The 20,424-nt window shown below is 75.2% G+C and carries 12 protein-coding genes and 2 pseudogenes; 6 read left to right on the forward strand and 8 right to left on the reverse strand.

Annotated features, from left to right (window positions below):
* Window positions 1-174 precede the first annotated feature (174 nt).
* Complete coding sequence (locus ACH4PY_RS28870) at window positions 175-1,182, reverse strand: LuxR C-terminal-related transcriptional regulator (protein WP_398189523.1); 1,008 nt, start codon at window positions 1,180-1,182, stop codon at window positions 175-177.
* A 143-nt stretch (window positions 1,183-1,325) separates the two neighbouring features.
* Between ACH4PY_RS28870 and ACH4PY_RS28875 the strand changes: the two genes are divergently transcribed.
* Window positions 1,326-4,172: a M4 family metallopeptidase gene (locus ACH4PY_RS28875; RefSeq protein ID WP_398189192.1), complete on the forward strand. Its 2,847-nt coding sequence runs from the start codon at window positions 1,326-1,328 to the stop codon at window positions 4,170-4,172.
* A 64-nt stretch (window positions 4,173-4,236) separates the two neighbouring features.
* Here ACH4PY_RS28875 and ACH4PY_RS28880 read toward each other — a convergent pair whose 3' ends face one another.
* The gene (locus ACH4PY_RS28880) at window positions 4,237-5,448 is read right to left on the reverse strand and encodes a cation:proton antiporter (RefSeq protein WP_398189195.1); all 1,212 of its coding nucleotides are present in this window, start codon (window positions 5,446-5,448) and stop codon (window positions 4,237-4,239) included.
* A 265-nt stretch (window positions 5,449-5,713) separates the two neighbouring features.
* Between ACH4PY_RS28880 and ACH4PY_RS28885 the strand changes: the two genes are divergently transcribed.
* A complete protein-coding gene (locus ACH4PY_RS28885; RefSeq protein WP_398189198.1) occupies window positions 5,714-6,874 on the forward strand; it encodes a PP2C family protein-serine/threonine phosphatase in 1,161 nt (386 codons plus the stop codon).
* A 697-nt stretch (window positions 6,875-7,571) separates the two neighbouring features.
* Window positions 7,572-9,224, forward strand: a complete 1,653-nt coding sequence (locus ACH4PY_RS28890) for a glycoside hydrolase family 27 protein (protein WP_398189201.1) — start codon at window positions 7,572-7,574, stop codon at window positions 9,222-9,224.
* A 76-nt stretch (window positions 9,225-9,300) separates the two neighbouring features.
* Here ACH4PY_RS28890 and ACH4PY_RS28895 read toward each other — a convergent pair whose 3' ends face one another.
* From ACH4PY_RS28895 to ACH4PY_RS28915, 5 genes and pseudogenes are all read right to left on the reverse strand, one after another.
* Window positions 9,301-10,524 carry a peptidase S8 gene (locus tag ACH4PY_RS28895; protein WP_398189203.1) on the reverse strand — a complete coding sequence of 408 codons (1,224 nt, stop codon included), beginning with the start codon at window positions 10,522-10,524 and terminating at the stop codon, window positions 9,301-9,303.
* Complete coding sequence (locus tag ACH4PY_RS28900; RefSeq protein ID WP_398189206.1) at window positions 10,521-12,722, reverse strand: hypothetical protein; 2,202 nt, start codon at window positions 12,720-12,722, stop codon at window positions 10,521-10,523. Before ACH4PY_RS28900 ends, ACH4PY_RS28895 begins: the two co-directional genes overlap by 4 nt.
* A gap of 289 nt (window positions 12,723-13,011) precedes the next feature.
* Window positions 13,012-13,971, reverse strand: a pseudogene (locus tag ACH4PY_RS28905) (chitinase); the annotation flags it as partial.
* A gap of 207 nt (window positions 13,972-14,178) precedes the next feature.
* Window positions 14,179-14,703: pseudogene (locus ACH4PY_RS28910) on the reverse strand (carbohydrate binding domain-containing protein); the annotation flags it as partial.
* 243 nt (window positions 14,704-14,946) lie between these two features.
* Window positions 14,947-15,327, reverse strand: coding sequence for a MerR family transcriptional regulator (locus ACH4PY_RS28915; protein WP_398189209.1), 381 nt, complete (start codon window positions 15,325-15,327; stop codon window positions 14,947-14,949).
* A gap of 54 nt (window positions 15,328-15,381) precedes the next feature.
* On the opposite strand from ACH4PY_RS28915, the gene ACH4PY_RS28920 reads away from it, so the two are divergent.
* Window positions 15,382-16,566 carry an MFS transporter gene (locus tag ACH4PY_RS28920; protein ID WP_398189212.1) on the forward strand — a complete coding sequence of 395 codons (1,185 nt, stop codon included), beginning with the start codon at window positions 15,382-15,384 and terminating at the stop codon, window positions 16,564-16,566.
* Between the two features lie 9 nt (window positions 16,567-16,575).
* Here the strand turns inward: ACH4PY_RS28920 and ACH4PY_RS28925 are convergent, their stop codons facing one another.
* Window positions 16,576-16,968, reverse strand: a complete 393-nt coding sequence (locus ACH4PY_RS28925; RefSeq protein WP_398189215.1) for an ArsR/SmtB family transcription factor — start codon at window positions 16,966-16,968, stop codon at window positions 16,576-16,578.
* Between the two features lie 110 nt (window positions 16,969-17,078).
* Between ACH4PY_RS28925 and ACH4PY_RS28930 the strand changes: the two genes are divergently transcribed.
* On the forward strand, window positions 17,079-18,332 hold the full coding sequence (locus ACH4PY_RS28930; RefSeq protein ID WP_398189218.1) for an MFS transporter: 1,254 nt from the start codon (window positions 17,079-17,081) through the stop codon (window positions 18,330-18,332).
* Window positions 18,333-18,426: 94 nt separating this feature from the next.
* The gene (locus tag ACH4PY_RS28935) at window positions 18,427-20,196 is read left to right on the forward strand and encodes an ABC transporter transmembrane domain-containing protein (RefSeq protein WP_398189221.1); all 1,770 of its coding nucleotides are present in this window, start codon (window positions 18,427-18,429) and stop codon (window positions 20,194-20,196) included.
* The last annotated feature ends 228 nt before the right edge of the window (window positions 20,197-20,424 follow it).

Genomic DNA, 20,424 nt, shown 5'->3' on the forward strand with positions numbered 1-20,424 from the left:
GGGGGTCGGGGGGGGGGGGGGGGGGGGGGGGGGGGCGGGGGGGGGGCCCCCCCCCGGGCGGGGGGGGGGGGGGGGGGGGGGGGGGGGGGGGGGGCCGCCCGGCGGCCCGCCCACCCCCGGACGGGGCGCCCGCGGAGGGGAGCGCCCCACGGCCTGAGGGGCCGGCGCCGCCGCTCAGGCGGTGAGCCAGCCCCTCAGCGTCGCCTGGACGCCGGCCTGGAAACGGGTCTCGACGTTCAGCATCTGCATCAGCCGGGTGATGCGGCGCCGGACGGTGTGGACGTGCACCCCGAGCCGCCGCGCTATCGCCTCGTCCTTGAGCCCGGCCGCCAGCATCGTCAGCAGCTCCCGGTCCTCGGCCGTGGCCTCGCCGTGCGCCGCCGCCCCGATCGGCAGCGCGCGCTCCCACACCGCCTCGAACAGCGGCGTCAGCGTGTGGCCCAGCAGCGAGTCGCTCACCACCAGCGCCCGCGCCGTCGGGTCCGCCGCCTCCGTCGGCGGCAGCAGCGTCACCCGCCGGTCGACGGTGATGAGCTTCGTCGGCAGGTCGGCGCCCACCCTGATCTGCACGCCCTGCGCGGCCAGTTCGGCGAGCCCCTCGGCCCGGCCGGGAAAGCGCAGGCCCTCGCGGTCGACGACCACCCGCACCTGGACCCCGCGCCGGACCGGGCCCGCGACGTCGAGCGGGGCGGGCATGCCGTCGGGCGCGCTCCCCGCGTACGGCGGGCGGTCGAGGAGGGCCACCTCGATCTGCGCGGAGGCCAGCAGCCCGGCCGCGCGCTGCGCGATCGCCTCCCGGCCGCCGACGGCCTCGATGCCGGTGGCGTGCGCGTGGTGGGTGTCGCCGAGCAGCTGCTCGCTCGCCTGGTCGACCGAGCCGGTCAGCTCCTCCAGCGCCGCCGAGCGCAGCAGCAGCTGGGCCTGGTGGTGGTGCAGCAGACCGCGCAGCGCGGTGGCCGGGGCGGCCGCCCGGGGCAGCGCACCCTTCCCGGCGCCGGGGACGGTGAAGCCCCGCTCGGCCAGCCATCCCAGGGCCGCGCCGACCCGCCGCGGCGGCAGGCTCAGCTGCCGTGCGAGCGCCGCACGCGAGGCCGCGGGCCCGCTCAGCAGCGCCGCGTACACGCGCAGCTCGTCCTCGCCCAGGCCGAGCGCCCGCCAGCGCGCCCGTTCGTCCTCCCGCATCACACCTGTGATCTTGCTGCGTGCATCCGGCACACACAAGTGTCCATGGCCACAAGTACGCACCCCGGAAGCGTTGTTCGCGGCCCCCGCCCGGCCTTTCGATGTCGGCGTTCGTATCTGTCCCGCGCTCCGAAGGGAACACCATGGGGATCCCCGCACGCAGCAGAACGACGGCGGACACCAGAGCCGGCTCCGCCCGCCGCCGCGGCGCCCGGGTCACGGCCCAGGGCCTGGCGGCCGCGCTGCTCGCCACCGCGGGCCTGGTCGCGGTCACCGGACCCGCCGCGCACGCCGACGCCGCCGCGCAGCCCGCCCCCGCGGCCGGGACCCGCACCCCGTCCCTGGTCACCGGCCTGGACGAGGCCGCCACGGCGAGCGGCAGCGGGGCCGACGCCGCGGTGCGGCACCTCGCGGCGAAGAAGAGCCGCTACCACATCGACAACCCGGAGCGGGACCTCACCGCGGTCGCCGACGACCACCAGGGCAAGGACGAGACGGTCCGCCTCCAGCAGAAGTACCGCGGCGTGCCCGTCCTCGGCGGGCAGTACGTCGTACGGATGCGCGCCGCGGGCGGCAAGCGGACCGTCACCGGCACCTCCGGCAGCTTCTACACCCAGCTCGACCTGCCCTCCACCACCCCCGACGTCTCCTCCGCGGTCGCCGTCAGCCGCGCGGTCGGCGCGGTCGCGGCGCAACTGGGGCAGGGCCCGCTGACCCGGGCGGACGCGGCGCGGACCGCGGCCCCCCTCACCGGCACCGACGAGGGCCTGACCGTGCTGCCGCAGGGCAAGGGCCTGCTCACCCGGCACATCACCGTCTCCGGCACCGACCCCCGCACCGGTGAGCCGGTGAAGCAGGAGGTCTACGTCGAGGGCCACTCGGGCTACCCCGTCCTCCAGTACAGCGGCATCCAGTCCTTCGCCCCGGCGGGCACCACCACGGCGGCGTCGGCGGCAGGGAGCGGCGGCGCGGCCCCGGCCGTCCCCGCGGCCGCCCAGCAGCTCGTCGTCAAGGGCACCGGCGTGCGCTACAACGGCGAGACGACCGAGCTGAACCTCTACCAGGGCACCGACGGCGCCTACCAGATGATCGACTACGGCCCCCGCGCCGCCGGGCTCAGCAGCACGCTGCTCGCCACCTACGACGCCCGCGGCCGCGAGGTCTCCACCGCCTCGGGCGCCTGGCCCAGCGGCATCAAGACCTTCAGCTCGTCCACCACCGACCTCGGCCCGGAGTACACCGACTCCGGCGCGGTGGACGCGCACTGGGGCGCCGCCCAGGTCTACGACTACTACCGCACGCACTTCGGGCGGGACGGCCTGGACGGCAAGGGCGGCTTCATCTACTCCCTCGTCGGCGTCGTCCAGAACGGGCAGCCGTACGACAACGCCTTCTGGGACGGCTCCAAGATGGTCTACGGCCAGGGCGGCGGCGACTACCGCACGTTCTCCGCGGACACCGACGTCGTCGGCCACGAGATGACCCACGGCGTCATCCAGAACACCGCGAACCTCGTCTACGCCGGGCAGTCCGGCGCGATGAACGAGGCGCTCGCCGACTACTTCGGCAACGCCATCGACGACGAGGCCAACCACATCCCCATGACCGACCCGGACGCCTCGCTGCTCGGCGAGAACCTGTGCGTCAACGCCTCCCCGCGCGACTGCGCACTGCGCGACCTCGACAACGGCGCGACCACGTCCAAGGACTTCGTCGGCGTCACCTACCGCGGTGACGACGGCGGCGTGCATCTGAACTCGACGATCTTCTCCGGCGCCCTGTGGAACATCCGCCAGGACCTCGATCCGGACTTCGCCGACCGGATCGTCTACCGCGCGCTCACCGCGTACATGACCCCGCTGGACGGCTTCACCCAGGGCCGCGCCGCGGTCATCGCCGCCGCGCAGGAGCTGGGGGCCACCAAGGCCCAGCTCAAGAGCGTCAAGCAGGCGTTCGCTGCGCACGGCATCGTGCCGGGCTGGGAGACCGCGCTCGGGATCGACGCGAGCACCCTGATCAGCAAGGTGAACATCTCCGGCACGGGCGTCGGCGCGGGCGGCGGCAAGTACGCCGTCTCGCTCAGCAACGACGACGGCAGCGAGCCGTACTCGGTGTGGGCCGGCAACACCAGCGGCAAGGGCGGCCGCACCCTGATCAGCGGGAACAACGGCGACTACAACGTCTACGCCGACACCGACGGCAAGACCGTCGCCTGGGCCGACTTCGCCCCCGACTCCATCCTGATCAAGGTCCGCCCGCTGGCCGGCGGACCCGAGAAGACCGTGTACTCCTCGTTCACCGGCATCTCCTCGGTCGCGGTCGACGGCGACTACGTGGTCTTCACCGAGACCGACCCGTTCGGCAACCAGCACGTCGGCTACCGGAACATCAGGACCGGCGCGGGCACCTGGGTGGACGGCGGGCGGTACGAGCTGGCCACCGCGCTGCCCTCGGTCAGCGGCGGCACGGTCGCCTACGCCAAGCTGTGGCCCGAGGCCGACGGCTACAAGCTCGGCGTGGAGACCACCGACCTGGCGACCGGGAAGACCACCCTGATGCCCGTCGACAAGAACGCCACCCTCGCCGTCGGCCAGACCGCCGTCACCGCCGGCAGCGTCTACTGGATGGCCGACACCGACCTGTCCGACGGCGGCCGGGTCTCCCTGGACCGCGCGGACCTCGACGGCTCGGACCCCGCCGTCCTCGTCCCCGAGACCCGCGGCACGGCCCTGTACGGCTACAGCCTGACCGCCTCCGACGACGCGGTCACCGTCATGTCCGTCCCCCCGGCCACCACCTGGGCCAACGACACCCTGCCGAAGCTCTACCAGATCGCCCCCGACAGCACCGGCGGCCTCCAGCGCGTCTCCTGCGACCGGGGCGACCAGATCTTCCCCGCCGCCGACACCGGACAGCGCGTGCTCTGGCTCGACGGCACCACCGGCTGGACCGACCTGGTCGTACGCGACCGCCCGGCGGGCCGGTGCTGACCTGACCTGACCGCGCCCCGCACACGCCGCCGGGCTCCCGGACCGCTACCCGGGAGCCCGGCGGTCACCACGCCTCGCTCTCCTCCGCCGTCCGCGGCACCGCCCGCGCCCCGCCGCGGCCGCGCAGCCGCCCGGCCAGCAGCGGCAGCACGAGGACGGACACCATCGCCGCACCCACCAGCGAGGCCGCCGTACCCGAGCCGATCACCTTCTGGTCCAGCCCGATCGTGGTGATCGCCGCGACCAGCGGCAGGCAGGTGGCCGTGTAGAGCGTGAGGGCCCGCCGGTCCGGTGCGCCCAGCCCGGCGGGCGCCAGCAGATGGACCGGGCCGCCGCGCAGCACCACGAACAGCAGCAGGAAGCCCGGCACCATCAGCAGCGCGCCGCCGCCGTGCAGCAGCGCGTCCAGGTCGAAGCCGACGCCGGTGTCGACGTAGAACAGCGGGACGAGGAAGCCGAAGCCCATCCCCTCGACCTTGCCCAGCACCTCCTCGCGGCTCTCCGCGGCGGCGCCCGACAGCACGAGCCGGGTCAGCACGCCCGCGGCGAAGGCGCCGAGCAGCACGTCGAGCCCGAAGGACGACGCGAGCGCCAGCATCCCGGCGAGCAGCAGCATCACGAAGCGCACCGCGAACTGCCCGCTGGTGTGCAGCGTCCGGTCGACGAGCCGGGAGAACCACGGCCGCCGCGGGCGCAGCGCCCACAGCACCGCGAGCGCGGTGATCACCCCGAAGACGGCCAGCAGCGCGGCCGACTGCCCAGGCTTGCGGCCGCTCAGCAGCAGTGCGACGGCGACGATCGGCCCGAACTCGCCCACCGCCCCGAAGGCCGACACCACCGTGCCGAAGCGGGCGCCCAGCTCCCCGCCGTCCTTGAGGATCGGCAGCACCGTGCCCAGCGAGGTGCTGACCAGCGCCGTACCGATGACGAACGCCTCGTACGGCTTCCCGCCGCTGATCCCGAACGCCACCGTGACAGCCGCCGCCAGCGACAGCACCCACGCGGCCCCGGCCCGGCGCAGGGTCGGGCCGCGCACGGCGGCGAAGTCGATCTCGTACCCGGCCAGGAAGATCAGCATCGACAGGCCCAGGTCCGACAGCGTGTCGATGACCTGGTCGCGGTGCGCCCAGCCGAGCACCTGCGGGCCCAGCAGGATGCCCAGCGCGATCTCGAAGACCACCTGCGGGACGCGCACCCTGCGCCGCGCCCGGTCGGCCAGCAGCGGGGCGAGCACGGCCGCGGCCATGATCAGGACCAGGGTGCCCGGGTGCGCCACGCCGTCCAGCCCTCCCTCGCTCGCCGGGCGGCCGGAGACGTCCGGCGCCCCCGTCCAGCCTGGGCCGCCTGCCGCCCGGGGACGAGCCGGGTGGCCCGTCCGGAGGAGTGCGGGCGCGGCCCCGGGCGGCCGACGTGTGGCCGGGGCGTCGCCGCAGCACAATGGGGGAGCAGGGAGGACGGCGGACGCGGAAGCGGTCCCGCAACGGCTGCCGGGGCGTCCGCGGACTCGTGGTGCGCGAGCGGAATGGGTGCGGCGAGGAACGATGCGGTTCCCTTGGTCCCGGTCCCGTGAGGGCGACGGCACCGGCTGGTCCTGGCAGGCGAACCGGGGACTGGTCGCGATCCCGATCGTCCTGATCGTCGTGATCACCATCGCCGACGTGCTCGCGCCGCAGGAGATCCACCTCGGGCCGCTGCTGGTGGTGGCGCCCGCGCTCACCGCGTCCTTCGGCAGCTCGCGGCTCACCGCGCTGGTCGGCTTCCTGGCCACCGCGGCCCTGTTCACGATATCCGCGGTGCGCAACAGCATCTTCACCTCCAACCACGAGAGCCAGATCATCGCGCTCATCGTGATCTCCGCCTTCACGGTCTTCTTCTGCCGGCTGCGCGAGCGGCACAGCGCCGAGCTGAGACAGGTGCGCTCGGTCGCGGAGGCGGCCCAGCAGGTGGTCCTCCAGCCGCTGCCGGACCGGATCGGCCCGCTGTCGGTCGCGGTGCGCTACGAGGCCGCGGCCGACCAGGCGCGGATCGGCGGCGACCTCTACGCCGCGGTGCGCACCCACGACGGCACCCGGCTGCTCATCGGCGACGTGCGCGGCAAGGGCCTGGCGGCCGTGGACGACGCCGACCTGCTGCTGGGCGCCTTCCGCAGCGCCGCCCACCGCGAGCTGCCGCTTGCGGCGCTGCACCTGGAACTGGAGGCCGTCGTCGCCTGGGGGCTCACCCAGCCCAACCGGCACGGCGAGGACCCGGGGGAGTCCTTCATCACCGCCGCGCTCATCGACATCCCCGACCGCGAGCCGCACATCAGCATCCTCAACAGCGGCCACCCCGCCCCCTTGCGCCTGCACGGCGGCCTCGTCACCCCGCTCGTGCCGCGCCGCTTCTCACCGCCGATCGGCATCCTGCCGCCCGAGGACGCGGACGCGGCCGCCGACGTCTTCGCCTTCGAGCCCGGCGACACGCTGCTGCTCTACACCGACGGCGTCACCGAGGCCCGCGACGTCGCCGGCACCTTCTACCCGCTCACCGACCGCCTCCCGGGCCTGGCGCCCGGCGGGGCCCATCCCGTCGACCTGCTGACCGCCCTGCGCGCGGACCTGCTGCGGCACACCTCCGGCAGCCTCGACGACGACGCGGCCGTGGTCGCCGTCCGGCACGACGGCGCCGCGGGCCCGCTCACCGTCCGCGGGGTGAGACCGTGAGGAGAGCGGAGTGTTGCCGCAATGCCGGTGGTGCGCCGGGAGCATGGCGGCACGGGGGATCCGGCCGGGGAGACGGGCAGGGGCCCCGTCCAGTGCACGCGCGCCTACGTCGCCTACGTCGCCTACGTCGCGTTCGACGGCGACGTCGCGGCGCGCCTGCGGGCGCTCGACGCGGCCCTGGCCGCGCGCGGCCGGAAGGGCGGCACGCTCACCGCGGCCGCCGCAGAACCTCCAGGTCTCCGCGGCCGGCACGCCGTACGACCCGCAGACGGGCGCCGGACACCTCCAGCTGGGGGACGAGCCCCTGCGCGACGCCGGCACCGGGACCGTCCACGTCACCTGGCAGCCCTGTCCACGCACGCGGTGGCGCGGTCCGGCCACGCCGCCCACCGCTGTGTCGCCGCCTTCTCCGTCGTCTCGCGCCACCTCGTGCAGTCACCGTCCGCGACGACGCCCGCGCCGGGCCCGACGGCGACGGCGTACGACCCCGGGCCGTGCCTCAGCGGCAGCCACAGGTGCTCCTGAGGGGGAACCGCACCGCGCGGGGTGCGGCTCCGGGCGCCCTGCCGTGCGTTGGAACATGTTTCTTTGGTGGGGTACTTGACGCTCATTCGAACACGACCCCACACTGTCGCACACCCCCACCGCAGGCTCTCGGGGCGCCGCCCCGCGCCGCCCCGCCGAAGGAGCGACGCCCATGCCGATCACCGTCCGCCGGTTATCCCGCGGCCCCCGCACCACCCGCACCCCGCGTTCCCGCCTCCTCGCCGCGCTGACCGCCCTCGGGCTCGCCGCCGTGACGGCCCCGGCGCTGGCGCTGCTGGCCCCGGTCCCGGAGGCCGCCGCGCTGTCCAACGGGCTGGCCCTGACCCCGCCGATGGGGTGGAACGACTGGAACTCCTTCGGCTGCAACGTCACCGAGCAGAAGGTCAAGTCCGTCGCGGACTACATCGTCTCCTCCGGCCTTGCCGCCGCCGGCTACTCCTACGTCGACATCGACGACTGCTGGATGTCCGGCAGCCGCGACTCCGGCGGCCACCTGGTGCCCGACCCGGCCAAGTTCCCCGACGGCATCAGCGGCACCGCCGCCTACGTGCACGGCAAGGGCCTGAAGCTGGGCATCTACGAGAGCGCGGGCAGCAAGACCTGCGCGGGCTACCCCGGCAGCCTCGGCCACGAGCAGACCGACGCGAACAGCTTCGCCTCCTGGGGTGTCGACCTGCTCAAGTACGACAACTGCAACGGGGACGGCTCCTCGCCGCAGTCGCGCCAGACCACCATGCGCAACGCCCTGGCGCAGACCGGCCGCCCCATCCTGTTCAGCCTCTGCGAGTGGGGCCAGGACAGCGTGTGGACGTGGGGCGCGGGCGTCGGCAACATGTGGCGCACCACCGGGGACATCAACGACAGCTTCGGCTCGCTGCTGTCCAACTTCCACGTCAACGTCGGGCTCGCGCAGTACGCCGGCCCCGGCGGCTGGAACGACCCCGACATGCTGGAGGTCGGCAACGGCGGCATGTCCTTCACCGAGGACCGCAGCGAGTTCAGCCTGTGGGCCGAGATGGCCGCCCCGCTCATCGCCGGCAACGACCTGCCCGCCTCGTCCGCCGCGACACTGTCCATCCTCGGCAACCGGGACGTCGTCGCCGTCGACCAGGACTCGCTGGGCAAGCAGGGCAAGGAGATCTCCTCCTCCGGCGGCCTGGACGTCCTCACCAAGCCGCTCGCCAACGGCGACGTGTCGGTCGTGCTGTTCAACGAGAACTCCGGCGCGGCCACGATCTCCACCACCGCGGCCGCGGCCGGGATCTCCGGGGCGTCCACGTACACCCTGGACAACCTGTGGTCGCACGTGAAGACCACGACGAGCGGCGCCATCTCCGCCACCGTGCCCGGCCACGGCGCCGTGATGTACCGCGTGTCGAAGGGCTCCTCGACGACGACCGGCACCACGCACCCGCTGGTCGGCGCGTCCTCGAACCGCTGCCTGGACGCCTTCGACAACCAGACCGCGCCCGGCACGAAGGTCGAGATCTGGGACTGCAACGGCGGCGCCAACCAGCAGGTCACCCTCACCGCGGCGAACGAGCTGCGGCTGTACAACGGCACCCTGTGCCTGGACGCGACCGGCGGCGGCACCGCCACGGGCACCGCGGTCGAGCTGTGGACCTGCAACGGCGGCGCCAACCAGCAGTGGCGCGCGAACCCGGACGGCACGGTCACCGGTGTGCAGTCCGGCCTGTGCCTGGACGTGACGGGCGGCGACAAGGCCGCGGGCAACGTCAACGGCACGGCGCTGGAGCTGTGGACGTGCAACGGCGGCGCGAACCAGCAGTGGCGCCTGGGCTGATCCGGCCCCCGGCCCCCGGCCCCGGCCGCGCGGGGAGGAACGCCGCACCCGGCGTCCCTCTCCGCGCGGCACACCGTCAGAAGGCGCCGAGCCCGTCCGGGGTGCCGTTGCCGGTCGGGCTGTCGTAGCCCGGCCCCGCCGTGCACTGGTAGTCGCCGCCGCAGTCCATGCCCTGGACGTTGCTGCCGGTGGTGACGTCCGTGAGGCCCGCCGTCGCGGTGTACAGCGCGGAGGCGTCCGGGAACCTCCCGGGACGCCCGGCCAGCGCGATCACCGCGGCGATAAGCGGAGCCGAGGCGCTCGTTCCGCCGACCACGGACCACCCCGGCTCCGTGCCCCCGGTCCCGTCCGTGGTGTAGACGGCCAGCCCGGTGTCGGGATCGGCGACCATCGAGACGTCGGCGACCGTCCGGCCGGGGCAGTTGGTGTCGTGCTGCCACGCGGGCTTGTCCACCCACGCCGAGCAGCCGCTGCCCGCGCCCTGCCACGCGCTCTGCGACCACCCGCGGGCGGCGCCCGGATCGCGCGTGAGCGTGGTGCCGCCGACCGCGATCACAGTGCTGTACGCCGCCGGGACGCCCGGGATGCCGTAGCCCGCGTCCCCCGAGGAGGCCACCACCGCCACGCCCGGGTGGGTGTAGTGGGCGGCGTAGGACGCGTTCGGGCCGCTCTCGGACGCGGTGTAACTGTTGGAGATCTCGGTGGCGCCGAGCGCGGCCGCCGTGTCCACGGACGCGGCGAGCGTGTCCCCGGCCGCCATGTCGGCCTCCACCAGCAGCAGGTGGCAGGACGGACACAGCGCCGAGGCCGCGTCCAGGTCGAGCGCGGTTTCCGTCGCCCAGCCCTGGTCGGGCGGCAGCGGTGCGGTGTCCCCGCGCTGGCCGACCTTGCGGAAGCAGCCGTTGGCCGTGGTGCACGCGGGCAGGCCGAACGTCGTGCGGTAGACCGCCAGATCGGCCTCGGCGCGCGGGGCGTCGCCCGCCTCGACGACGGCGATCGTCTGCCCGGCGCCCCCGGTCGCGGGCAGCCCGTAGGCCGCCCGCAGCTCCGCGGGTCCGTAGCCGGGCGGCAGCGCGGCCCGCGCCGCGCCGGCCGCGTGCGGGCCGCGCACCCCCGTCCCGCCGTGCACGTCGGTGCGCACCTGGGCCAGGCAGCGGGCGAAGCCCGGCTGCGCGGTCCCGCACACGTCGCGGACCGGCGGGGCGGCGGCGCCCGCCGCCGGGACCGGGACCACGGCCAGGGCCGCGGTGAGGACGAGCGCGGTGAGATACGCGTACGGGCGTGTCGGCGCGGGCTTCATCGCGGGCTCCCCGGGGCGATGCCGTAGGCGGCGGTGACGGTCTGGGCGATCGAGCCGCCCGCGGCGTCCGCCGCGGTGACCCGCAGCGAAGGGGCGGTGGTGCCGGTGTTCCGCCAGCCGGCGTGGTAGCTCCCGGCGCCCCCGGTGAGCGTGACGGGCTGCCAGGTCGCGCCGCCGTCGAAGGACACCGACACGGCGGCGGACGTGACGGCGGCGTGCGAGCCGCGGCCGTCGTAGGACAGGTGCCCCACGGTGAGGTCCAGGCCCTGGGCGGTGTCCGGGGCCCCGGTGTTGGACGGGCCGGTGTCGAGGCGGTAGTTCAGGGTGAGCGCGGGCATGATGCGGCAGCCTGCCGCCGCGCACGGTACGTCGGCGGGCAGGACGAGATCCGGGTCGGCGCCCCGGCCGGAGTCGTGGAAGGCGAGTTCGGTGCGGGTCCGCACCGACTGCCCGGCGCCCGCGGCGGTGCGGTCGGTGTCGAGGACGGCGCGGTAGTCCGCGGGCCCGTCGTCGGCGGGTACCTGGGCGCCGATCACGTCCGGCTCGTCCACCAGCCGCGTGCCGTCCCGGGAGAGCGTGAAAGCGGTGTCTGCGCCGACCGCGCCCGCGTGGTCCGGTTCGCTGTCGCCGGTCGGCAGGTAGAGGGTGAACTGCCCGCCGCCCGCGCACGCGGTGCACGCACCGGTCTGCTGGTCGTGGTGGGTGCCCAGGCCCGGGGCGAGCGGCCCGTGGGCCCAGTCGACGGTGCGCGTGGCGCCCGGCGCGAGGGTCACGATGTCGGAGTCGAGGGTGTCGAGCCGCGCCGACACGGTGCCGAAGGACCACCCGCCGCCGTCCGCGGTGCCCACGTACTCGGTCCGGGTGCCCGGCATGGCCTGGCGGCCCTGGTCGGCCGGCGGCGGCAGGACGGTCTCGCCGGCCGCCTCCACCGCCCGGGTGAAGTCGTCGACGGGCAGGACGTAGAGGGCGCCGGGCGCGCCGCCCGCCGCCGGGTCGGCGGAGAAGCGGTGCTCCACGGTGGCCACTTGGCCGGGTTCCACCCGGAAGGCCTGCTGCCCGGGTACGTCGGCGGAGCCGAACGCCACGTCGTAGCGGTACGCCCCGCCGTCCGGCGCGGCGCCGCCCCACTGGACGACGTAGTGCGAACCGGCTTCCGCGGGCCGGGCGTTGACGTAGACGGGGACCGTCGCCGGGCTGCCGACCTGGACGCTGTCGAAGGTGACGTTGCCGGACGGGCCGGTGCGGAACCAGGTGAGCTTGAGGATGTCCGCGACGGCGGGCCGCGGGGTGGCGACGGTGACCTGCCGGTCGGCGGAGGCCTCCTCGACGGCCACCGTGGTGTCCGGACCGTCCTCGGCGACCGTCGCGTCCTCGGCCACCTCGCGCCAGGCGGTCTCGGTGCCGTCCGCGGTGCGGTCGACGAACAGCGTGTAGACGGCGTAGTGCCCGGCGGGCACCTGGACGTCGCCCTCGCCGTTCTCGACCGGGACGACCGTGCCGAAGCGGCTGACGTCGTCGGTGTTGAGCACGATGCTGCCCAGCGGGGTGTTCCCCGGCTCCCCGGACAGGCCGCGCGCGCTGATCCGCAGGGTGTGCAGCGGGAAGTCCGGGCGGACCGCGCGTCCCGTTCCGGCCAGCTGTACCGACTCCAGCGCCGCGGGCAGCCGCCGTTCGGCGAGCGCCCGGCCGAAGTCGGCCGCCGAGCCCGGGTCGAGGACGCCGGTGGCCGAGCTGCCGGACACGGACGTGAGCCGCACCCCGGGCGGGGCGGCGGGCGCGCTGCCCGCGGCGAAGGACAGCTCCAGCGGCGTGCCGCCGCCGGGGGCGCTCCGCCGGGCGAGCGCGGTGACGTCGAAGAGCGAGAGGTCGAGCCGGCGGCCCACCTCGGGCAGCGCGTCGGCGGGGACGGCGTAGGTGTCGCCGCCCGCGCCGCCGAAGGTCACCAGCGTGGCGGCGGGGCCGTCCTGCGGCAGCGTCCGGTAGCCGCCCGCCGGACCGGCCAGCAGCCGCTGCCCGGTCACCAGCGTGACCGTTCGCGCGGTGGGTGCCGCGACCGTCCGGACGGATCCGGCGGGGGCCGCGTCCCGGGCCGCGGCGCCGTTCGCGGCGCCCGCGCCCGCCAGCGCGAGGGCGAGGGCGAGCGCGACGGCCGCGCGGGCGGGTGTCCGGGCCGGGCGGCCCCTTCGTCTGGTGAGCATGGTTCCTCCGTGGGGGGAAGACGTGGGGGGACAGGTCGCCGTGCGGGCACTCGCCGGGCCGCCAACTCGCCGCAGCGCCACGGGATTCCACTGTGTCACGAGTGACGCACGGGACACAGGTGGCGTGCATGCGCGCACTCCGTCCGGTCCCGGACACGCCGGTGCCCCCGCACACGGCGGGGGCACCGGAGGAGGAGTGCGCGGCCGGGCCCGGAAGCGACCCGCGCCCCGGTCCGTGACGCGGTAGGTCACGGACCGGGGCGCGCGGCGGGCTTCCCCCGGCGGGGCGTCAGCGTCCCTGGAGGGATCTGACGTTGTCGCCGAAGGTCCAGCCCTTTGAACCGTCCCAGTTGATCGACCAGGTCATCAGGCCCTTCAGCGATCCGCCGAAGGCGTTCCACGACTGGCCGACCAGGCCGGGCGCCATGTAGCCGCCGCCCGCGCCGGGCTGCGCGGGCAGGCCGGGCACCTGCTTGTCGTACGGCACCTTGACCGTGGTGCCCTGGATGGTCAGCCCGTTGTTGAGGCATGTGGTCTGGGCGGTGAAGCCCGCGACCGTACCGGCCTCGTACGAGTCGCCGGAGCAGCCGTACATGCTGCCGTTGTAGTACTGCATGTTCAGCCACCACAGCCGGCCGTTGTCCACGTACTTCTTGACGATCGGCAGGTACGCGCCCCAGATCGAGCCGTAGGTGACGCTGCCACCGGTGACGTACGCGGTCTCGGGCGCCATCGTCAGGCCGAAGCCCGCGGGCATCTGCGCCAGCACGCCGTCGATGATGCGCTCCAGGTTTGCCTGCGAGGCGGACAGCGTGTTGATGGTGCCGCTGCCGGACAGGCCGGTCTCGATGTCGATGTCGATGCCGTCGAAGTTGTACTGCTTGAGGATCGGCACGACGGTCGCCACGAAGCGGTCCGCGACCGCGCTGGACGACAGGTCGATGCCCGCGGCGGCGCCGCCGATGGACATCAGGATCGTCGCCCCGGCCGCCTTGGCCTGGCACATCTCGGCGGGCGTGGCCACCTTGACGCCGGTGTCCATGCCGTCCTGCCACTCGACGGTGCCGTCCGAGAGGATGACCGGGAAGGCGGCGTTGATGACGTTGTAGCCGTGCTGGGCGATCCGGCTGTCGGTGATGGGCGTCCAGCCGAGGCCGGGGTGGACGCCGTTCGCGGCGCCGTCCCAGTTCTCCCAGTAGCCCTGCAGGACCTTGCCGGAGGGCCGGGGCTTGGTGGCGCAGGTGCTGCCCGGCGGGGTGCTGGTCGGCGGTGTCGTCGTGGGGGTGGTCGGGGGAGTGGTGGGCGGCGTGGTGGGCGGCGTGGTCGGGGGCTTCGTGGTGGGCGAGGTCGGCGGGGTGGTCGTCGGCGAGGTGGGCGGCGTCGTATTGGTGCCGCCGGGGCCGGTGAGGCTGAAGTCGTCGGCGTAGTACGTGGGCTGGCCGTACCAGCCGTGCACGTACACCGTCACGGACCTGGTGTTGGCGCCGGTGGTGAAGGTGGTGCTGAGCTGCTGGTAGGAGGACGCGCCCGGGGTCCAGGTGGACGGGTCGGTGCCGCCGGTGCCGGTCGCGCCGATGTAGACGTAGCTGCCCTGGACGTAAGTGCTCAGCGTGTACGCGGAGTTGGGCTGGACGCTGACGGTCTGCGAGCACTGAGCGCTGTCGGAACCGCTCGGGGTGCCCTTCAGCGCGGACGTCCCGGAGTGCACGGGGCTGCTGACGGCCGCGCCGGAGCCGCCGGTGCACGTCCAGCCGGACAGCCCGCTCTCGAAGCCGGGGTTGGCCACCAGGTTGGCGGCGGCCGCGCCGGCCGCCGCCCCGGTGCCGACGAGCGCGACGCAGGCGCCCACGACGGCCGCGGCGCTCACCCCGGCGACGGTGCGGTTCACGGCGGCCGAGCGGCGGCCGGTACGGCTGGTGCGCTGCCCGCCGGCCGGCGGTCGGGCCGGCCGGTCGGGGAGGGACGACCTCCGACGGAACATGCTGTGCTCCCTTCTCGCCACGTGCCAAGGGCATGAGCAAGTGAGTGGGGGGAGGGCGTGACGCCCGGCTCAGGGTGACGTGGAGACATGCGCGCGTGTGACCGTCGGGATCGTAGGAGCGGCGGCAGGGCGCGTCAATAGGTCTGGACCAAAAGAGGTCTGGACCACGGGCGGAACGCGCCACGCCCGGGACCTGCGGATCGACGTCCCGTCAGGAGCCGCCGGACAAGTTTGCGTCGGCCGTCAGGCCGCGGGACGGCCGTCCCGCGGAGCGTCCGGGCCGCTCGCGATGACGGTGTCGAGCAGGCCGCGCGACATCTGGAGGTCGTCGATGGCGGCGGTGATCCGCTCCCGTTCCCTGCGCAGTTCGGCGACCAGGTCGGAGCAGACCGGCACCAGCGCCTCGCCCTCCTCGCGGACGCACGGCAGCACCCTGGCGATGGTCTCCGTGCCCAGCCCCGCGGTCAGCAGCGCGCGGATCTGCCGCACGGTGCCGACGTCCGGCTCGCGGTACACCCGGTAGCCGCTGGGCAGCCGGTCCGGCGTGAGCAGCCCCTGCTCCTCGTAGTAGCGCAGCAGCCGTTCGCTGACCCCGGTGCGCCGCACCATCTCGCCGATCCGCACGGTCCGCCTCCCGGGCTTGACTCTCACACTGATGTCAGACTTTAGCGTGACCGCATGAAACGAAGCTCCGTGATCCTCACGGCCCTGTGCGTGTCCGTCTTCGCCGTGGGAACCTCCGAATACCTGGTCGCCGGGCTGCTGCCCCAGGTCTCCGCCGACCTGGGGGTGTCGGTGGGCACCGCGGGCCAGACCGTCACCGTGTACGGGCTCGGGGTCGCCGTGGGCGGCCCGGCCGTCACCCTGCTGACCGCGCGCACACCGCGCAAGGCCCTCGCCCTGGCGCTGATGCTGCTGTTCGCGGCGGGCAGCGCGGTGAGCGCGCTCGCCGGGTCCTACCGGGTCCTGCTGCTCGGCCGCGTGCTGTCCTCGCTGAGCCACGCCGCCTTCTTCGCCCTCGCGCTGGTCGTCGCCAGCCGTGTCGTGCCCGCGCAGAAGGTGGGGCGGGCGACCGCCGCCGTCGTCTCCGGGCTGACCGTGGCGACCCTGCTCGGGGTGCCGCTGGGCGCGCTGCTGGGCGAACGGACCTCGTGGCGTGTGCCGTTCGCCGTGCTCACCGGGGTGACGCTGCTCGGCGCCGCGCTGCTGGCCGCCGTCCTGCCCCGGCAGGACGCCGAACCGGCCGGGGCCCGCGCCGAGATCAGGGTGCTGGCCCGGCGCCCGGTGCTGCTCGCCGTCGCCACCACCGCCGTCGGCTTCGCGGGGGTGGCCACGGTCTTCACCTACATCGCCCCACTGCTCACCGACGTCACCGGCTTCGCGCCCTTCACCGTCTCCGTCCTGCTGCTCGCCTACGGGGGCGGGAGCTTCCTCGGCAACCTCGCCGCGGGACGCCTCACCGACCGGGCGCCGGTCGCCACCCTGCGCGGTGTCTTCGCGGCGCTTGCCGTGGTGCTGGCCTGCACGCCCCTCGCGGTCACCCGGCGTCCGACCGCGGTGCTCGCCGTCCTGCTGCTCGGCCTGTTCGCCACCGCCACGATCGCCCCGCTCCAGGGCCTGATCCTGCGGCACGCCGGGGAGGCGCCGACCCTCGCCGTCGCCGTCAACGTCGGCGCCTTCCAGCTGGCCACCGCCGCGGGCTCGGCGATCGGCGGCGCCGTCGTCGCCGCGGGGGCGCTGCGCTGGACGGGTCTCGCGGGCGCGGCGCTCAGCGCGGCGGGCCTGGCCGTCTCCTGCTGGGCGCTGCCGCGGGCGCGTACCGGGCAGGCGCCCGGACCCGGGGCCGTCGCGCCCGCGGGGTGAGTCCGCGGCTCAGGTCCCCGGCGGGGTCCAGGCCGCGACGAGGTCGACCAGGCCGGGGAAGCGGGCGTCGAGGTCGGCGACGCGGACGTGGCTGCGGCGTTCCAGGCCGTACTGGCGCTGGCGGGTGACGCCTGCTTCGCGCAGCGCCTTGAAGTGGTGGGTGAGCGACGACTTGGGCCGGTCGAGGCCGAACCAGCCGCAGGAGTGGTCGAAGTCCTCTGACTCCAGCAGGAGTTTGCGGACGATCGTCAGCCGCAGCGGGTCGCTGAGCGCGCCGAGCACGGTCTCCAGGCGCAGCTCGCCGACACCCGGCTCCGGGAGCGGTTCGGGCAGGCCGGACGGCTCGGGCAGCACCTTGACGGCGCGTGCGGCCGCCGCGGTCGGGATCGTGGCCGGGGACATGGGCGACTCCTCGTCGGCGCGGACTGCTTGTACGACTTCAATCGTACTGCATGCTAAGTTCGAATCGACTCGTACTGCTGGAGACCGGCAGCACAACGGGAGGAGCAGTCATGTCCGAAACCCGGACCGGATCCGTCCAGGCCGCCCAGGGAAGGCGCCGCGCCCCGGCCGCCGGGCCGCCCGCCGCACCGCTGCGCTGGGTGTGGCTGGCGGCCTGGCCCGTCACCGCGGTCTTCGTGCTCTCGAACGCGGCGACCCCGCTGTACGTGCTGTGGCAGCGCGACATCGGCTTCTCCAAGGGCACCCTGACCGTGGTGTTCGCCTTCTACATCGTCGGCCTGCTCGGCTCGCTGCTGGTCTCCGGCGTGCTCTCCGACCGCATCGGCCGCAAACCCGTCCTGCTGCCCGCCCTGGCGCTCGCCCTCGCCGCCTGCCTGGTCTTCGCCACCGCCACCAGCGTGGCCGCGCTCATCGTGGCGCGGCTCTTCACCGGCATCGCGGTCGGCGCGGCCGTCTCGGCGGGCATGGCCGCGGTGACCGACGTCGCCGGCCCCGCCCGGCGGCGCACCGCCGCCCTGCTCGCCTCCTGCGCCATGGTCTTCGGCGCCGGACTCGGCCCGCTGCTCGCCGGACTGCTGTCCGAACTCGCACCCGCGCCCACCGCCACCGTCTTCGCCGTCGAAGCCGCCCTGCTGGCCACGGCGGTGCTCTGCGTGCTCCGGATGCCCGTCGGCCGGCCCGCCGCACGCGGCACCGGCGCCTGGATACGGGTGCCCGGTGTCCCACGCGGCAACGGCCGCCGACTCGCCCTCGGCATCGCGGTGTTCGCCCCCGGCATCACCGCGACGTCCTTCGTCCTCTCGCTGGGACCCTCGCTGCTGTCCGGGCTGCTCGGCACCACCAACCGGATCGTCGCCGGAGCCACCGCCTTCGCGATGTTCCTCGCCGCCACCGGCGTGCAGTTCGCCGTCCAGCGGCTGCGCCGCCGCACCATCCTCGCCGCCGGAGCGGTCAGCACCGCGCTGAGCACGGTCGCGCTGGTCGTCGCCGTGCACACCTCGGCGGTGGCCGTCCTCGTCCTCTCCGCGCTGCTGGCCGGCGCCGGCCAGGGCATGGGCCAGCTCGGCGGACTGTCGCTGCTCAACTCCGGCGTCCCGCCGCAGCGCCTCGCCGAGGCCAACGCGGCGCTCAACGTGGGCGGTTACCTGCTGGCCGGAGCCCTGCCGGTCGCTGCCGGATACCTCAGCGACGCCGTCGGGCTGACCACCGGGGCCACGGTCTTCGGCGCCGTCCTCGCGGGCCTGGCCGCCCTCGCCCTCGCGACGGTCCTGGCCACCGGCCGCGAGGTGACCGACCCCGCCTGACGAAGTGCCCTCCGGCGTAGGCCGGTTCGCCCGGACGGGCAGCGTGTTACGGTCGCCCGAGGCGTACGTCACGGCGCGGGGCGGAAGGCGGCCGGTGCGGACCGACACTCAGCAGCCCACCGACACCCGGCAGCGCACCGGGACCCGGCGGCCGCGGGCCGGGCCCCCGGCCTCCGCCGGGCGACTGGTCGGACGGTCGCTGCGGCGCAACGCGCGCGGCCTGGCGGCGGTGGTCGCGCTGCTCTCGCTCTGGCAGTTCTCCGAGGCGATGGTCCCGGTCGCCGTCGGCATGATCGTCGACCACGCCGTCGCGTCCGGCAGCCCCCGGGCACTGTCGGCCTGGGGCGGACTGCTGGCGCTCGTCTTCGCCTCGCTGATGGTCTGCTACTTCCACGGCGCCGCCCGGGCGTTCCGCACCGACCAGCGCGAACGCCACCGGCTGCGGGTCGAGATCGCCCGGCACGTCCTGCGCCCGGCCGGCGCACGCACCGGGGCACCGCCCGGCGCGACGCTGTCGCTCGCCACCGCCGACGCGGAGGGCGCCGGCACGCTCGCCCAGCCCGCCGGCTACACCCTCGCCTCGGCGGCGGCCGTGCTGGGCAGCGCGGTGATCCTGCTGCGCATCGACCTGGTGACCGGCCTCGTGGTCCTGCTGGGCATGCCCGTCCTGGTGGCCCTCACCCAGCTCGCCACCCCCGCCCTCGCCCGGCGCAGCCGCGACCAGCTCGACCAGGTCGCCCGCACCTCCGCCCTCGCGGCCGACCTGGTGCGCGGCCTGCGCGTCCTGAAGGGCCTCGGTGCGGAGGACGAGGCCGTCGCCCGCTACCGGGCGAGCAGCCAGGCCGCCAGAGCCGCCGGGATCCGGCTGGCCGCCTCGCACGGCGCCCTCGAAGCGCTCTCCACCGGGCTCGCCGGGCTGTTCCTCGCCGCCGTCACCCTGCTCGCGGGCAGCCGCGCACTGGACGGCACGATCTCCACCGGGGACCTCGTCGCGATCGTCGGCCTCACCCAGTTCCTCGCGGTGCCGCTGCGGGCGCTGGGCCGCACCGGCGAGCAGGTGGGCGCCGCGCACGCCGCCGCCACCCGTATCACCGCCTTCCTCGCCACACCCCCGCTGCTCGCCGGGGGCGAGGAGGGCGTGCCCGGCGGCGGCGCCGCGGGGCTCTCGCTCCGGGACGTGACCACGGGCGCGCTGGACGGCTTCACCCTGGCCTCCCGGCCGGGCGAGCTGCTGTGCCTCGTCGTCCCCGACCCCGCCGCCGCCGACACGCTCGTACGGGTGCTGACCGGCGAGATCCACGGCGCCGCGCTCACCGGCGAGGTCCTGCTGGACGGTACGCCCCCGGTCGCGCTCGGCCTCCACGAACGCACCCGCAGACTGCTGGCGAACCCCCGCCACGCCCACCTCCTGCACGGCACCCTGCGCGGCAACCTCGACCCCCGGGGCCGCCACGACGGCGCCGCCCTCGCCCGCGCCCTCGACGCGGCCGCCGCGCAGGACATCGCCGCCCTCGACGCCAAGGGGCTGGACCAGCAGGTCACCGCGGGCGGGACGACGTACTCCGGCGGGCAGCGGCAGCGCCTGGCCCTCGCCCGGGCGCTCGCCGCCGACCCGCCGGTCCTGCTGCTCGACCACCCGACGACCGCCGTCGACGCGGTCACCGAGCAGCGGATCGGCGCCGGCATCAGGGCGCTGCGCCACGCCCCGGAGAGCGACCGCACCACCTGGATCGTCACCACCAGCCCCGCCCTCCTCGGCGCCGCGGACCGCGTCGTCGTCGTCCGCGACGGCCACGTCACCGCCGAGGGCACCCACCGCGCCCTGACCGCCGACCCCGCCTACCGCGACCTGGTCCTGCGATGAGGGCGAGCGGTGCCCGGGGCAGACGCGGGCCGGGGGCGCCCGGGTCCGGGGTGCGGGTGTCGGCGGACGCGCGGTGTCCGGCGCGGGCGGGGGCCGGGGGCGCCCGAGGCCGGTGCGCGGAGTCGCCGGAGGCGTGGTACTGGGCCGGGCGAGGGCGTTGGCGTTCGCCGGGGAGGGGCTGCGGGACGGGTTTCGCGGGGTCGGGCGGGCGTGGGCCGGGGTGCGGAT

It is taken from the genome of Streptomyces sp. NPDC021224, from assembly GCF_044332905.1.
Taxonomy (GTDB): Bacteria; Actinomycetota; Actinomycetes; order Streptomycetales; family Streptomycetaceae; genus Actinacidiphila.